Annotated in this window: 9 protein-coding genes and 6 tRNA genes; 14 read left to right on the forward strand and 1 reads right to left on the reverse strand. The window is 43.2% G+C overall.

Annotation, left to right across the window (positions count from 1 at the left end):
* The first annotated feature begins 626 nt into the window (after positions 1-626).
* The 11 genes from alaS (at position 627) to AC19MV_RS19855 (ending at position 9,129) form a co-directional block, all read left to right on the forward strand.
* Entirely contained in the window at positions 627-3,251 is a 2,625-nt protein-coding gene (gene alaS / locus AC19MV_RS19805) for an alanine--tRNA ligase (RefSeq protein WP_498309712.1), read from the forward strand.
* 447 nt (positions 3,252-3,698) lie between these two features.
* A complete protein-coding gene (gene csrA, locus AC19MV_RS19810; protein WP_160053698.1) occupies positions 3,699-3,896 on the forward strand; it encodes a carbon storage regulator CsrA in 198 nt (65 codons plus the stop codon).
* 261 nt (positions 3,897-4,157) lie between these two features.
* Positions 4,158-4,249, forward strand: a tRNA-Ser gene (locus tag AC19MV_RS19815).
* A gap of 23 nt (positions 4,250-4,272) precedes the next feature.
* Positions 4,273-4,349, forward strand: a tRNA-Arg gene (locus AC19MV_RS19820).
* Positions 4,350-4,376: 27 nt separating this feature from the next.
* Positions 4,377-4,453: transfer RNA gene (locus AC19MV_RS19825), tRNA-Arg, on the forward strand.
* A 27-nt stretch (positions 4,454-4,480) separates the two neighbouring features.
* Positions 4,481-4,557 (forward strand) — tRNA-Arg (locus tag AC19MV_RS19830).
* 7 nt (positions 4,558-4,564) lie between these two features.
* Positions 4,565-4,656: transfer RNA gene (locus tag AC19MV_RS19835), tRNA-Ser, on the forward strand.
* Between the two features lie 61 nt (positions 4,657-4,717).
* Positions 4,718-4,794 (forward strand) — tRNA-Arg (locus AC19MV_RS19840).
* A 1,160-nt stretch (positions 4,795-5,954) separates the two neighbouring features.
* On the forward strand, positions 5,955-6,197 hold the full coding sequence (locus AC19MV_RS19845) for an OadG family transporter subunit (protein ID WP_498309713.1): 243 nt from the start codon (positions 5,955-5,957) through the stop codon (positions 6,195-6,197).
* A 13-nt stretch (positions 6,198-6,210) separates the two neighbouring features.
* Positions 6,211-7,989 carry a sodium-extruding oxaloacetate decarboxylase subunit alpha gene (gene oadA, locus AC19MV_RS19850; RefSeq protein ID WP_498309714.1) on the forward strand — a complete coding sequence of 593 codons (1,779 nt, stop codon included), beginning with the start codon at positions 6,211-6,213 and terminating at the stop codon, positions 7,987-7,989.
* A 9-nt stretch (positions 7,990-7,998) separates the two neighbouring features.
* Positions 7,999-9,129: a sodium ion-translocating decarboxylase subunit beta gene (locus AC19MV_RS19855; RefSeq protein ID WP_498309715.1), complete on the forward strand. Its 1,131-nt coding sequence runs from the start codon at positions 7,999-8,001 to the stop codon at positions 9,127-9,129.
* Between the two features lie 335 nt (positions 9,130-9,464).
* On the opposite strand, the gene AC19MV_RS19860 is transcribed toward AC19MV_RS19855, so the two are convergent.
* Positions 9,465-10,712, reverse strand: a complete 1,248-nt coding sequence (locus AC19MV_RS19860; RefSeq protein WP_432398958.1) for a dicarboxylate/amino acid:cation symporter — start codon at positions 10,710-10,712, stop codon at positions 9,465-9,467.
* A 310-nt stretch (positions 10,713-11,022) separates the two neighbouring features.
* Between AC19MV_RS19860 and AC19MV_RS19865 the strand changes: the two genes are divergently transcribed.
* From AC19MV_RS19865 to gshA, 3 genes are all read left to right on the forward strand, one after another.
* Positions 11,023-11,442, forward strand: a complete 420-nt coding sequence (locus AC19MV_RS19865) for a YqaA family protein (protein WP_160053706.1) — start codon at positions 11,023-11,025, stop codon at positions 11,440-11,442.
* Between the two features lie 85 nt (positions 11,443-11,527).
* Positions 11,528-14,383: a M16 family metallopeptidase gene (locus AC19MV_RS19870; protein ID WP_498309716.1), complete on the forward strand. Its 2,856-nt coding sequence runs from the start codon at positions 11,528-11,530 to the stop codon at positions 14,381-14,383.
* A gap of 347 nt (positions 14,384-14,730) precedes the next feature.
* Positions 14,731-16,356 (forward strand): glutamate--cysteine ligase, encoded by a 1,626-nt coding sequence (gshA, locus tag AC19MV_RS19875; protein WP_498309717.1) that lies wholly within the window; start codon positions 14,731-14,733, stop codon positions 16,354-16,356.

Below are 16,356 nucleotides of genomic sequence, written 5' to 3' on the forward strand. Positions count from 1 at the left end.
AAGCGTAATTATTTAATGCGTCAGTGTCTTAAATTTCCTCGCGATACACTTCTAACTCAAATTCTGTACCTACTTTTTATGTGAGACGCCTAAGCACTGTTCCGCGTTATATTTAATCTGACCTAATCTTAGGGCCTATTAATCTTTCAAGGTTGTTTTTGCAGCGAATTGTTGGCCACTACTTACATATATTACTGCGCTGCAGAAACTGTGAGGTATAGTTATTCTACATAAAAAGTAGATTACGCCGTAAAAGTGGTCAACAAACGCTGCCCGAAAGGTTCGGCTAAAAACGTTTTACTCTTTGTTGAATGTACTTTGCTTAGATGACTAGGCATCAATCCATTCGTCTCGATTAAAACGTTTTTAACTCGAACAAAATTCAACCATCAAAGAACAACAGACCCTAGAATCAGTAAAAAATCTAATAAGACACTTAATGAGCAAACATGTTTCATCTGTTGAGAATGGCTGTGAAATGTATCGTTCATTCATCGATTTTTGCTCAGATGATAATCGGCTCGCTCGTCTCGCTTCTTGCGTTAAATTCAGTATATAATGCCTACATTTACTGGCTTGCATGTCAAGCTGGTTACCTTTGTATTCTTCTATTTCAGGGCCATTTCATGTTTCAGACTACAGCAGAGTTAAGAAGTGCTTTTTTAAAGTATTTTGAAGATAACGGACATCAGGTTGTTGATAGCAGCTCACTCGTTCCCACAAACGATCCAACACTGTTATTTACCAATGCGGGTATGAACCAGTTTAAAGATGTGTTCCTCGGCATGGATAAGCGAAATTATACACGTGCGACATCTTCACAACGCTGCGTTCGTGCGGGTGGTAAACACAACGATTTAGACAACGTAGGCTATACCGCACGTCATCATACTTTTTTTGAAATGCTCGGTAACTTCAGTTTCGGTGATTACTTTAAAGAAGAAGCGATTCGTTTTGCATGGACATTTTTAACCGAAACCTTAAAACTGCCTAAAGAACGTTTATGCGTCACCATCTATGAAACCGATGATGAAGCTTATGACATCTGGACCCAGAAAATTGGCGTACCTGCTGAAAGCATGATCCGTATCGGTGACAACAAAGGTGCTGCGTTCGCTTCAGATAACTTCTGGCAAATGGGTGATACCGGTCCTTGTGGTCCATGCAGTGAAATTTTCTATGATCATGGCGATCACATTTGGGGTGGTCGTCCTGGCACTCCAGAAGAAGATGGCGATCGTTTTATTGAAATTTGGAATATTGTATTTATGCAATATAACCGTCAAGCCGACGGTGAAATGTTGCCATTACCTAAACCTTCAGTTGATACCGGTATGGGTATTGAGCGTATTGCAGCCATCATGCAAGGTGTTCATTCAAACTACGAAATCGATATCTTTAAGCAATTAATCGCTAAAGCTGCTGACATTATTGGTGTCTCCGATTTAGAAAATAAATCGCTACGCGTTATTGCTGACCATATCCGTTCATGTGCTTTTTTAATCGCTGACGGTGTTATGCCATCAAACGAAGGGCGTGGTTATGTGCTGCGCCGTATTATTCGCCGCGCAGTGCGCCATGGTAATAAGTTAGGCGCAACTGATGCCTTTTTCTACAAATTAGTGCCGACGCTAATCAGCGTGATGGGCGATGCGGCAAACGGCTTAAAAGCCATGCAGGCGATTGTTGAAAAAGCCTTAAAAGCAGAAGAAGAACAGTTTGCCCGAACCCTAGAGCGCGGCTTAGTCATTTTAGACGGCGCATTAAATACCCTTAAAGGCGACACGCTAGATGGTGAAACGGTCTTTAAACTGTATGACACTTATGGCTTCCCTGTCGATTTGACGGCTGACGTATGTCGCGAACGTGATATTCATGTTGACGAAGCGGGTTTTGAAGTCGCAATGGCAGAGCAAAGGCGTCGTGCTCAAGCTGCAGGTAACTTTGGTGCAGACTACAACAGTAATTTAATTATTGATGCTGAAACCGCGTTCTGTGGCTATACCGAGCTTACGGGTGAGTCAACGGTAACGGGTTTATATGTTGATGGTAAAGCTGTTGAGCAAGTTGTTGCTGGTCAAGATGCTATTGTCGTTTTAGCCAATACCCCATTTTATGCTGAATCAGGCGGGCAGGTTGGTGATAAAGGCTTGTTAACGGCTCAAGGTATTGAATTTACAGTGAGTGATACTCAAAAGTTTGGTCAAGCGACAGGTCATCAAGGCCAATTAGCGCAAGGTCAATTAGTCGTAGGGCAAACGTTATCTGCACAAGTGGATAAAAAATTACGTCACCGTACTCAGTTAAATCACTCTGTGACTCACTTGTTGCATGCTGCATTACGTCAAGTATTAGGTTCACATGTTACACAGAAAGGGTCGTTAGTGAATCCTGAGCGTCTGCGTTTCGATTTTTCACATTTTGAAGCGGTTAAACCGTCAGAATTAAAAGCGGTAGAAGAATTAGTTAACACCCAGATCCGTCGTAATCATCAATTAAAAACTGCCGAAATGGCCATTGATGAAGCCAAAGAAAAAGGCGCTATGGCGCTATTTGGTGAAAAGTACGATGACCAAGTACGTGTTGTGACGATGGGTGACTTTTCTATTGAATTGTGTGGCGGTACTCACGTTGGCCGCACGGGCGATATCGGTTTATTCAAAATCACTTCCGAAGGCGGTATCGCTGCGGGTGTACGTCGTATTGAAGCCGTAACGGGTGCTGCGGCTATGAGCTACGTTGCAGAGCAACAGGCGATGCTAGAAGAAGCTGCGCAGTTGCTCAAATCAGACAATGCATCTGTTGTGACTAAATTAAAAGCCCAATTAGATAAAGTGAAGCAGCTTGAAAAAGAGTTATCGCAACTTAAAGATAAATTAGCGGCTGCAGCCAGCGCGGATATGGCAGGTGATGCTAAAGACATTAATGGCGTTAAAGTGCTGGTTAAATTGATGGAGGGCGTAGACCCTGGCTCATTGCGTGGTTTGCAAGATGAATTAAAGCAGAAGCTTAAATCAGCCATTATTGTGCTTGGCACTGCAAAAGATGGCAAAGTTAACCTGATTGCGGGTGTTAGCAATGACTTAACTAAACAAGTTAAAGCAGGTGAACTGGTTGCTATGGTCGCTCAGCAAGTAGGCGGTAAAGGCGGTGGACGCCCTGATATGGCTCAAGCTGGTGGCACACAACCTGAGAACTTAGCGGCTGCATTAGCATCTGTTGAACCTTGGATTACTGAGCGTTTGAGCTAACATTTAGCCAAAATAGCGCTTTAATTGGCACTTAGGGCATAAAGTCTAAGATATTCAACTTTATAACTTGAGTGCTAACAGTAGATTTGGCATAGTGAAGTAACTCGCTAACAGTAAAAAGCGTTTAAAGGGATTACTAGGGTAATAAGTTGTGATTGCAACTGTGTGCGTACACAGGTCATTAATGGTTTTATCTCTGTCGTTTTGTTATTGGTTTTGCTGTTTAGATTTATTTAACACCGTGGTGAGTGCAAATATGATGAATTTGGACTTATTACGTATTGATAGTTGATATTTTCGTCAGACTTTAAAATTTCCGAATAGATAATGCTTTATAAACTGACGTATTTAGAAATAGATACTATGATTTTATGTAGAGCGAACCTTATAATAAACGCATATTACGGACAAAGCGTGTTATGCAGATTGAACTAAAGGAGCAATCGAATGCTAATTTTGACTCGTCGTGTAGGCGAAACATTAATGATTGGTGATGAAGTCACCGTTACTGTGTTAGGTGTTAAAGGTAATCAGGTACGTATTGGTGTTAATGCACCTAAAGAAGTATCGGTTCACCGTGAAGAGATCTACCAACGTATTCAATCTGAGAAATCAGGTACGCCTCCAGAAGGTGGCAATTACTAATTTCGGCTATTTTGTCCGATAAAAATAAAGTCAGCAGTTTGCTGACTTTTTTGTTTTTTGAGTAAATGATCATTTTTGAGCGGTATAAAAAAGTCTTTGAAAATCATTTTTTAAAGTAATATTCGTAAAAATGAATACAGTTTTCACGACTATTTGAAGCTATTATCCCCAATGTGATTAAAAACAGTCCAAATGAAGATAGGATCCCTAAAAAGGGTTTGACTTATTTTCGTCAAACAGTAATATGTGCGCCAAGAAAACGGAGAGGTGGCCGAGTGGCCGAAGGCGCTCCCCTGCTAAGGGAGTATGGGCTTTAAATCCCATCGAGGGTTCGAATCCCTCCTTCTCCGCCATTTCTTAAAATAGTAAAATCGATGCGGATGTAGCTCAGCTGGATAGAGTACCTGGCTACGAACCAGGCGGTCGGAGGTTCGAATCCTCCCATCCGCACCATTTACTATTAATGTGTTAACCATGAATGCGCGTGTAGCTCAGCTGGATAGAGTACCTGGCTACGAACCAGGCGGTCGGAGGTTCGAATCCTCCCACGCGCACCATTCATGTTTCACCAAAACCCAAATTTCGCGCGTGTAGCTCAGCTGGATAGAGTACCTGGCTACGAACCAGGCGGTCGGAGGTTCGAATCCTCCCACGCGCACCATTTTTGCGGAGAGGTGGCCGAGTGGCCGAAGGCGCTCCCCTGCTAAGGGAGTATGGGCTTTAAATCCCATCGAGGGTTCGAATCCCTCCTTCTCCGCCATTTATTGTTTTAGCAGCTATAATGGTTGTGTTACTAATAAATGGCATGTTGTACCGATTTTGCGCGTGTAGCTCAGCTGGATAGAGTACCTGGCTACGAACCAGGCGGTCGGAGGTTCGAATCCTCCCACGCGCACCATATTAAAAACGCCCTGTATTTATACAGGGCGTTTTTTTATGTCTGTTTGCTAGTCTCATTCACATTGCTAATCCTCTTTCATATCCTTTCTGCTATTCGTTGGGCTCATTAACGTGATGATTTAGGCTCAATCAAGTACATATTTCTTAACCAATCTGAACTGGGAATAATGAAAGGTTTTCAAAAAGCCTTTTGTCTCGCTAAATGCGTTGAATGAACTTGCAATCGGCTAGCTATTGACGCGTTAATTCACCTTATACCAATTCTATTAATTATGTGACCAATCAGAGCCACTCAGATTGTTCAGTTTGAGGCGCATTGTTGAAATAATGGTTATTCCCTTTTAAGGCAATGCAACAAAGAAATGAACGGTCTGAGTGTCTCCTGTAAGGCGGGTTTCTGTGTCTTCCATGCTGCTTAATAGCATTTTGACGTACGACTGCATGGATGCAGAAGGTAGAGCAACGCAGGAGCTGTTGCCGAGAACAACTATGCCTACAATTCTATTACTTGCCTAGAAGGCACAGAACTCCCGCTGAATGACCAGATAATTAATGGAATTGGTATTGTTAGCAAAAAATCACAAGTTTGAAACATTTGAACCTTAATGATTTGATATTAAACATTTTGTTTCCATCTCTTATCTCGAGTTCAGGTTAATTAATTACATTATTATTCATTTTTATTGCTTAATATCAGTTATTTTATTCGTTTGCTTAAGTATGATGCACTATTTCGGCATGTTGCTTGACCGTTAATGTTATCTATTTTGTGATTTATAGATTGAAATTACGTAAATAATTATAGAATCTTTATTTATTGGTGGTTTATTTTGAACATTCCTTTGCTGCACTGTCATTGAACATTTTTTTTGGTAAGACCAATTTACAAAAGGATAGCAATGTTGACGTATATTGTTTATATTTTGTGACAGGATTTTGAGTTTATGTCGCGTTAATCGTGACGTTGACTCAATGGAACAGAGTATTAAATCGATATTAAATTGAATATTTATGCTTTCTGAATTAGCAATTGTTAATCCGTGGCTCAACATTACGGCTGCAAATCGACTTGTCACCATCGCGCACAGTGATGGTGCATCGACAGCCTCAACAATTTACGACATAAGATTTAATGGTTAGAAAAATAAGCGAGGAAGCATGACATCGATATCTGAGCAGTTATCCGATGCGCTGGGCATCATGATAATGGGCATGGGCCTAGTGTTTATCTTTTTAAGTCTATTGATCGTGGGTATAGGGATTGTTGCAAAGCTTTTTCCTGCGCCAGTGGCTACACCAACACCTGCGTCGATAGCACCAAGAGCATCGGCTCAGTCAGCATTAGATCCTAAGCTGGTAAGCGCAATTACCTCTGCGATACATCAATACCGCGCGAAATAAATTTGGAGTCAATATGAGCAAGCCATTAGCACTAACCGATGTTGTCCTACGTGACGCCCACCAATCAATACTGGCCACGCGGTTACGTATCGACGATATGCTGCCCATTGCACCGCTATTAGATAAAGTTGGATTTTGGTCACTTGAGTCATGGGGTGGGGCCACATTCGACTCTTGTATTCGTTATCTTGGCGAAGATCCGTGGGACCGTATTCGTGAATTAAAGAAAGCCATGCCTAATACGCCGCAGCAAATGTTATTGCGTGGGCAAAATTTACTAGGCTACCGTCATTATGCCGACGATGTCGTGACTCGCTTTGTCGAGCGTGCTCATACCAACGGTGTCGATGTGTTCCGTATTTTCGATGCAATGAATGATGTACGTAACCTTGAAACGGCAGTTAAGGCAGTTAAAAACGTTGGCGGACATGCACAAGGTACAATTTCATTTACCACAAGCCCAGTGCATACCATCGATACCTGGGTGGATATGGCTAAGCGTTTAGAAGACATGGGCGCAGATTCTTTATGTATTAAAGATATGGCTGGTTTACTTAAGCCAATGCAGGCCTATGAGCTTATTAGCCGTTTAAAGTCGCAAACTGACTTAATGGTTTCGATGCATTGTCATGCCACCACAGGGTTAAGCACCGCAACCTATCAAAAGGCGATTGAAGCCGGGGTTGATGTACTGGATACCGCGATCTCTTCAATGAGTCAAACTTATGGTCACAGTGCCACTGAAACACTTGTTGCTATGGTCGAAGATACTGACAGAGCCACGGGCTATGACATGGTGCTGTTAGAAGAAATCGCCGCATACTTCCGTGAAGTGCGTAAAAAATACGTGCGCTTTGAAGGTGCGTTAAAAGGGATTGATTCACGTATCTTACGTGCACAAGTGCCTGGCGGCATGCTAACCAACATGGAAAACCAATTAAAAGAGCAGGGAGCTGCAGACAAAATGGATGCCGTGCTTGAGGAGATCCCACGGGTACGTGAAGATCTTGGCTTTTTACCATTAGTGACACCTACCTCGCAAATTGTTGGCTCACAATCCGTGATTAACGTATTGATGGGCGAGCGCTACAAATCCATGACCAAAGAGACCGAAGGCGTACTAAAAGGCGAATACGGTGCCACTCCAGCGCCGGTTAATGCAGAGCTACAAGCACGTGTGTTAAAAGGCGAGTCACCGATTACGTGCCGTCCCGCAGATTTGATTGCACCAGAACTGGATAAATTACGTGTTGAGCTTGAACAAGCTGCAAAAGAACAGGGCTTTAGTTTAGCGGCTGAGTTAGATGACGATGTCATGACTTACGCGTTGTTTAATCAAATTGGTCTTAAGTTTCTTAAAAATCGTGGCAATCCGGATGCATTTGAACCCGTACCGAGCGCAGATGATTTGCAGGTTACTGCTGATAAAGGCCCACAAACCTATACCGTTAATGTTGATGGTCAAAGCTTTGTCGTTGAAGTCAGTGAGGGCGGTGACATTAGCAATATTGCGCCAACATCAGCAACATCAGTGGCCAGTGCACCAGCTCAAGCTGCTCCAGCCTCTGCTGGTGAGGTTAAATGTACTATGTCTGCGCCTCTATCGGGAAATATCTTTAAAGTGCTTGTAAGCAACGGCCAAGCGGTTAAAACCGGTGAGGTGGTCATTATTTTAGAAGCTATGAAAATGGAAACCGAAATTCGCGCACCACAAGACGGTATCATCGCTAACCTTGCTGTTAAGCAAGGTGACAGCGTGACAGTCGGTTCAGCATTACTTGCATTAGCATAAGAGGTCAAAATGGAAGGATTAATGGCCTTTTGGTCTGAAACGGGTATTGCCAATTTTTCTGGCGGCCAAGTATTGATGATGGCAGTAGGGTGTTTGTTATTATTTTTAGCCATTGTGAAAGGTTTTGAACCACTTTTACTGCTACCTATCGGTTTTGGCGCTATTTTGGCCAATATCCCTAATGCAGGCTTTACTGAAGAAGGCGGCTTACTTTACTTTGCTTATCATGTTGGGATTGAGACAGGTGTATTTCCGCTACTGATCTTTATGGGCGTAGGGGCATTAACCGATTTTGGTGCGCTAATTGCTAACCCGAAAACCTTGTTATTAGGTGCCGCTGCTCAGTTTGGTATTTTTGCGACCTTATTAGGGGCGATAGCACTTAATGCCGTACCTGGCTTTTCATTTACGATGCAAGATGCTGCTGCTATAGCCATTATTGGTGGTGCAGACGGTCCAACGGCTATTTTCTTGGCCTCTAAGCTTGCACCGGATTTGTTAGGTGCTATTGCTGTTGCGGCCTACTCTTACATGGCATTAGTACCGTTAATCCAGCCTCCAATTATGAGATTACTGACGACCAAAGCAGAACGTGCAATTAAAATGGAGCAGCTGCGTGAAGTCAGCAAAAAAGAAAAAATCATCTTCCCTTTGATGGTATTGGGAATGACCATTCTGTTTTTGCCTGCAGCAACACCACTTGTTGGGATGTTCTGTCTTGGTAATTTGATGCGTGAATCTGGCGTGGTTGACCGTTTGTCTAAAACGGCACAAAACGAGTTGATCAACATCGTGACCATTTTTTTAGGGCTAGCTGTGGGATCAAAGTTATCAGCCGATCAGTTTTTACGCATAGAAACCTTAGGGATTTTAATCCTTGGCGCGGTAGCCTTTAGTATTGGCACTGCAACGGGTGTATTAATGGCTAAGTTAATGTGTAAGCTGTCTGGCGGTAAAGTTAATCCGTTGATTGGCGCGGCTGGTGTATCTGCTGTACCTATGGCGGCGCGAGTGGTTAACAAGGTGGGTTTAGAGTCTAACGACCAAAACTTCTTGCTCATGCACGCGATGGGGCCAAATGTTGCAGGTGTGCTCGGTAGCGCTGTAGCTGCTGGGGTATTATTGGCTGTGTTAGGGTAATATTATCTGAATCACAGATTGGCTTATTTTTGAGATTGAGTTTCAAGGTTGAGATTCAAGATTAGCCTTAACATCCTGATTTAGATATTGGCATATCAAATTATTAACCGCCCAAATCTTAACCGGTTTGGGCGGTTTTATATTATGTATCTAGAGTTGAGATTATTTACTTAAGCGTGCTATGACTAACAGCGTTATCGCTATCGTGGGGTTAAAGCTGTCGAGTCCGAGATAGGGTATTGAAACCGTCAGACAATCATTAATCTATATCGTTAATATCATTAAGCCTGCACGTTAGTGCTGGCTTAATGATTTATATGTTCACATCGATAACGTTATGCGGTTTGTTCAACCGGCTTTTCATCAGCATAAAACTGCTCTACATCCAACTGACCTTCGCTTTTACCAATGACAACGGCTGTCATCATATCGCCTGTGACGTTAGTGGCAGTGCGGATCATATCAATAATACGGTCAATGGCCGCAATAAAGGCAATACCTTCAAGCGGTAAACCAATCACACCTAATGTTACCGTTAACATCACCATCGCACTACCAGGCACGCCCGCAGTCCCAACCGAAGCTACCGTAGCGGTCACCGCAATCAGCATGTAATCGGTCATATCCAGTGGAATACCATAAATTTGCGCAATAAATATTGCAGCAATGGCAGGGTAAATTCCGCCGCAACCGTCCATGTTCATGGTTGCGCCTAGTGGCAGTACAAACGCGCTATAACGTTTAGACACGCCCATGGCTTCAGTGCAGCGGGTGCTGGCCGGTAAAGTACCAAAACTTGATGCGGTACTGAACGCCACGACCTGCGCTGGCAATGCTTTGCGGAAAAACTGTATTGGGCTTAACCCTGCTGCAAACTTAACAAGGCCACCGTAAACAACAATAATGTGGATAAGCGCAGCAATATAAATCGCCATAATAAACTTACCTAACGGCAAAAGCGTGCTTAAGCCATACTCGCCCACAACCCAAGCCATCAGTCCAAATACGCCGATAGGGGTTAATTTAAGTACCATGCGAGTTAACTGGAACATCACTTCCGCGCCCGCTTCCATGATATTTTTAAGCGGAACGGCTTTTTCGCCCACAGCATTAATTGCAATGCCCACCAACGCAGCAAATACAATAATTTGCAACACGTTACCTTCAGCTAGCGAAGCAAATGGATTCACCGGGATCATGTTTAATAATACTTGTGCAAACCCAGGGATATCACGTTCGCGCACTTCTGTGGTGGCCAGCGTCAGGCTACCGCCCATGTCGATAAGGCTACCAATGGTGAGACCGATAAACGAGGCAATGGTGCCAGTAAACATAAACATCGCTAAGGTTTTAAAACTTAAGCGCTTTAAATTACCTTGCGAGCCTAGCGAGGTAATACTGACCACGATGGCACAAAATACCAGCGGTGCAACCAGCATTTTAATCGCACTGATAAATAAATCGCCAAGGGGTTTTAGTATGACCGCCGATTCACCTAAACCAACTCCGGTGAGGGTACCCAATACAAAACCAGCAATAACTTTTTGCCAAAACGGAATACGATTGAGCGTTTGCAGTATCATGTCAATTCCAAGTGTAAACCCACGGTGTTATGCCAATTCGATAGCATGTTAATGGGTTAAATAGCAGGCCATGGCGTTTAAAACGTCCAGTGATCCCGCATAAGGTTAATAATTATTAATTGCATTGTATGAACTGAACTCATAGCCGACAACGTTATTTTGTTATAACTTATAAGAATAAGTGGGTTTGTTATTATAACTTTAATTTTTTTACGCTTTTTTAACCTATTTCAATAACAAAACCGATTTTTGTTGGTCTAACGTATGGCCCGCTAACTCATAACCTTTTTGCGAGACGATAAAACAAGTCATGACCAGTTTATGGATGATGTTCTCTGGCGCTTTTTTAGCGGCCACCTTATTACCGGGCGGCTCCGAAGTCTTGCTGGTGGCGTTACTCAATGATACGTCGACAATGTGGCCTGAATTGCTACTTATGGCGACGTTAGGCAATACGTTGGGCGCGTTGACGAGTTACGGCTTAGGCCGCGCTGGTCGGATGGCTAAAAATCCGCAAGACATTCAAAGCAAATCTCATCAAACCGCCTTGGTGTGGGTTGAACGTTACGGCATTTGGTCGTTGTTATTATCTTGGTTGCCACTCGTGGGTGATGTGCTATGTCTGCTTGCTGGCTGGTTAAAGTGGCCTCTAGTGGCATCAACATTATTGATATTTGTCGGAAAAATATTACGTTACAGTGTGATTGTTTTCATCTTTCTGTCGGTATGACAATATGAAATGAATCTCGAATGAATAGGCTAGCGCAACAAGTTCCTTGTGCGTTAGACGCTTTACTAAAAGGATGGACTCGATTTTGAAACTACATTTAAAAAAATGGTTATTGGCCAGTGCCATCAGTGCTGCTCTTGCAGGCTGTGCATATGATGGGCAACAAGCATCATCATTGCCTCAAGGTGTCAGCTTAATTGAAGCTGTTACCCAGGCCGAAAACCAAGTGAGTATTCCCTATAAAAAGTACCAACTGGCTAATGGCCTGACGGTAATTTTACATCAAGACAAGTCAGATCCATTAGTGCATGTTGACGTGACTTATCACGTAGGCTCAGCTCGTGAGCTTGCAGGTCGCAGTGGTTTTGCACATTTATTTGAACACATGATGTTTCAAGGCTCTGAGCATGTCGCAGACGAGCAGCATTTTAAAGTGGTGACCGAGTCTGGTGGCACACTTAACGGTACCACTAATACCGACCGCACTAACTATTTTGAAACCGTACCGAGCAATCAACTCGAAAAAATGCTCTGGCTAGAGTCAGACCGCATGGGCTTTTTATTGCCAGCATTAACCGACAAAAAATTTGAAGTACAACGCGAAACCGTTAAAAACGAACGTGCCCAGCGCATCGACAACCGCCCTTATGGGCGCTTAAATGAACGCTTCAATCAAGCACTTTATCCAGCGGGACACCCTTATTCTTGGCCGGTTATTGGTTGGCCAGAAGATTTAGACCGTGCTACTGCAAACGATGTTAAGCACTTCTTTCAACGCTGGTACGGCCCCAACAATGCCACATTAACGATTGGCGGCGACTTTGATGAAGCGCAAACTTTAGCCTGGATTAACCAATACTTTGGTGAAATTCCGCGTGGGCCAGAAGTCAAACCAGACGAAAAAACGTCAGTGACATTAGATAAAACTCGCTATATTTCGATGGAAGATAAAGTCCATTTGCCGTTACTTTATATTGGTTTTCCAACCGTGTATGCCCAGCATCCAGATGAAGCCGCACTCGACTTATTGGCCAATATCTTAGGTGGCGGTAAAACCTCACTGATTTATAAAAACCTCGTTAAAGAAGGTTTCGCCGTACAAGCCGGTGTCAGCCATCCTTGCCAGGAACTAGCATGTCAGTTGTCTTTGTATGCGGTTGCAAACCCCGCTAAAGGCGGTAATCTCGCTGACATTGAAACCAAGGTTAACCAGACTATTGCTGAGTTTGAGCAACGTGGTGTGACCGATGATGACTTACAAAAAGTCAAAGTGCAGTTTGAAGCCGATACCATATTTGGCATGCAAAGTGTGCAAGGTAAAGTGTCTACATTAGCGGCTAACCAAACTTTCTTTGGTCAGCCAGATATGGTGGCCTCTGATTTAGCCCGATATGCCAATGTGGCTAAAGCAGATGTCATGCGAGTGTTTAATACTTACATCAAAAACAAACCAATGGTAGTCATGAGCATAGTGCCAGAAGGGCAAACGCAATTAATTGCCCATGCTGACAACTTTGAGCCGACAGTGCTACCAATAGCGCAAGATGCGGTAACAGGGTTAACAAACACCGCATTTGCTAAATCATCTTTTGACCGCAATAACATGCCAGCATCTTCAGCCGCGCCGTCACTTACAGTGCCGCAGCTTTGGCAAGCTAAGCTTGAGAACGGCATTAACGTGATGGGCACAGAAAGTAACGAAACGCCGACCGTAGAGTTATTAATTTACCTAAACGGCGGTCATCGCCTCGCAACGCTTGATAAAGCCGGCGTGGCCGATTTAACAGCTTCAATGTTAAATGAGTCAAGCCTTAAGCGCAGCAGCGAAGAGCTTGCCGGTGCATTAGACATGCTAGGCTCAACCATTAGCTTTGGCGCGAGTAGTGAACAAAGCTACATTAAAGTATCGAGCTTAACTGAAAATCTAGATGCTACCTTAGCATTGGTTGAAGAGCGTTTATTTAGCCCAGGTTTTTTACAAGCTGATTTTGACCGTGTAAAGCAGCAGGCAATACAAGGTTTACAGCATCAATTGTCTGATCCTAACTACATTGCCAGCAGCGGATTTAATGAGCTACTTTACGGGCGTCAAAGCCCAATGGGCATTAGCAGCAACGGTACGGTCGCATCGTTATCGGCTATGACCTTAGATGATGTAAAGCAATATTATCAGCAGCAATATCGTGCCGGTAACGCGCAGATGGTCGTGGTGTCAGATTTAAACCAACAACAAATATTGCCTAAATTATCAGTGTTTTCACAATGGCAAGGTGATGCAACTCAAGTCGCTAAGTTACCTGATGTACCTGTGCACCCCAAAAACACCATTTATTTAATCGATAAACCAGGTGCTGCACAATCGGTGATTACCATTGGCAAAACATCGTTAATTTACGATGCCACAGGCGATTACTTTAAAGCTTACCTGATGAACTACTCATTAGGTGGTGCTTTTAATAGCCGTATTAACTTGAACCTACGTGAAGACAAAGGCTACACCTATGGCGCAAGAACCATGTTTGTCGGTGCCGAAGATTCGGGTGAGTTTATGGCTTACGCCAGTGTGCGTAGTGATGTGACAGCAAATGCTTTAGTCGAGTTTGTAAATGAGATTAACGCTTATCAAGCAAGCGGCATGAGCGACGATGAGCTAAACTTTATGCGCAGCTCGATTGCACAAAGCCAAGCACTTGAGTACGAAACGCCGTATCAAAAAGCAGGATTTTTGCGAATGATTCAACGTTATCAACTCGATAAAAACTTTACCCAAAAGCAAGATGAAATCGTTAACAATATCACGACAAAAGAGTTAAACCAGCTTGCGAATAAGTTATTGAATATTGACGATATGGTAATGCTCGTTGTCGGCGACAAAGCCAGCATTGAACCGAGTTTACGCGCACTGGGTTATCAGGTTGAAACAGTAACACTTGCCCAGTAGTTGAACACTTGATACGCTCCGAGTTAACACTGGCACTTGAAACAAGCCAGTGTTAACCTCATATTGTTATGCCAGAGGCGATGCTTACTGGCTTTTTTTAATGTCATTGACCAAACTAATCGCCATCGTTCGTATTAGCTCATCAACGTCGGTCATTAAAGTATTTGAACGGCTTAGGCCTTATAAACGGTAACCGTAGTGTGTTGCCGTTTTTATTTTATTCAGCGTAGCTAGCAAGATGACTAGTTCACGTAGAGAAACATTTTTTGCGAATTTAGTAACAATATCCTTTATTATCAGGTCTAGCTGTTTACTCGCAATGCGAATCCATAAAAGAGAGTAATAAATTGAAGTCTTTCAATGAAAAAGTCGAACACTTAAGCGACACTCAAGGCCGAGAGGCATTATTGGGCATGTTACGTGGTATTGAACGTGAAGCATTGCGTATTGATGAAAAAGGTCATTTAGCTCAAGACGAGCATCCAAAAGCGCTTGGGTCAGCATTAACCAACTCGCGGATCACCACAGATTACAGTGAAGCATTACTCGAATTTATTACTCCTGCAAGTAAAAGTATCGATGATTTACTTGAAGGCTTAACTCAAACTCATGCTTACAGCGTTCGCAATCTTAATGGCCAAAAATTGTGGCCAGTCAGCATGCCTTGTTTTGTCGGTGACGTCGCTAGCATCCCCGTTGCGCGTTATGGCACTTCCAATACCGGTAAGATGAAAACGTTATACCGTAAAGGCTTAACTCACCGATATGGTGCCCTCATGCAAATTATTGCGGGTGTGCATTTTAACTTTTCGGTATCCAATGACTTATGGCAACGTTTGTATGACGACAAAATTGCTAACGGCAATGGCACCGCGTGTTGCAGCAAAAGTATCACTTTTGATGATTTTGTTTCTGAGTCTTATTTTGGCATGATCCGTAACTACCGCCGCCTAGTGTGGGTATTACCGTATTTATTTGGTTCATCGCCTGCGTTATGTAGCTCGTTTATTAAAGATCAAGAAGTCGACTTTGAGTTTGAAAAAACCGGAAAGGGCACCTTATATTTGCCTTATGCAACCTCGTTGCGTATGAGTGATTTAGGCTACACCAACAAAGAGCAAGACACGTTAAATATCAGCTACAACTCATTGCCAGAATATCTCGAAGGTGTGGGCGCCGCGATTAAAATGCCATCGAAAAAGTTTGCTCAAATTGGGGTTAATGTTGATGGTGAGTTCCGTCAACTTAACAGCAATATTTTACAAATTGAAAACGAGTTTTATGCACCAATTCGTGCCAAACGAGTGACAAAGAAAGGCGAAAAACCTTCGCAAGCATTGGCGCGGGCAGGGGTTGAATACATCGAAGTGCGCGCATTAGATGTGAACCCGTTTAGCCCAGTCGGTATTGATGCAACACAAGTGCGCTTCCTCGACTTATTTTTATTACATTGTTTACTGTCACCTTCAGAAGACACTGATGCTGTTGGCGAAGCTGAAATCGCTGCTAACTTAAAAGCGGTGGTGCTAGAAGGGCGAAAACCAGGATTAATGTTGCAACGTAATGGCCAAGCCATAGGCTTAAATCCATGGATGCATGAGTTGTTTACCGAGTTATCTACCCTTGCGGTATTACTGGACGGCGATGATAGCCATGCTTATCAAACGGCGTTGAGCTCATGGAAAGAAGCGATTGACGATCCAGATAAAACCTTATCGGGCCGTGTGATGAATGAAGTGGTTGTAAAAGGCACCGATCACAGTGTGTGGGTAAAGCAACTTGCCGGAGACTATCACGAGTTTTTAAGCCATTATCCGTTAAGTGAAGCGACTGAAAAGGGCTATGCCGACGAAGCAAAAGCTTCGTTAGTTGAACTGCAACACATTGAAGATCAGCCTCAAGATACGTTTAGTGAGTTTTTAAAGCAGTATTTTAAAGATGTCGTGCCAGCAGGCACGTTTGAGGTTAAATAA

This window comes from Shewanella sp. MF05913, assembly GCF_059758095.1.

What these genes read in the sequence shown, in the direction of transcription:
- AC19MV_RS19855 (WP_498309715.1), top strand. Translation starts at nt 7,999, where the DNA reads ATGGAAGGATTAATGGCCTTTTGGTCTGAAACGGGTATTGCCAATTTT.
- AC19MV_RS19865 (WP_160053706.1), top strand. Translation starts at nt 11,023, where the DNA reads ATGACCAGTTTATGGATGATGTTCTCTGGCGCTTTTTTAGCGGCCACC.
- alaS (WP_498309712.1), top strand. Translation starts at nt 627, where the DNA reads ATGTTTCAGACTACAGCAGAGTTAAGAAGTGCTTTTTTAAAGTATTTT.
- AC19MV_RS19860 (WP_432398958.1), bottom strand. Translation starts at nt 10,712, where the DNA reads ATGATACTGCAAACGCTCAATCGTATTCCGTTTTGGCAAAAAGTTATT.
- csrA (WP_160053698.1), top strand. Translation starts at nt 3,699, where the DNA reads ATGCTAATTTTGACTCGTCGTGTAGGCGAAACATTAATGATTGGTGAT.
- oadA (WP_498309714.1), top strand. Translation starts at nt 6,211, where the DNA reads ATGAGCAAGCCATTAGCACTAACCGATGTTGTCCTACGTGACGCCCAC.
- AC19MV_RS19845 (WP_498309713.1), top strand. Translation starts at nt 5,955, where the DNA reads ATGACATCGATATCTGAGCAGTTATCCGATGCGCTGGGCATCATGATA.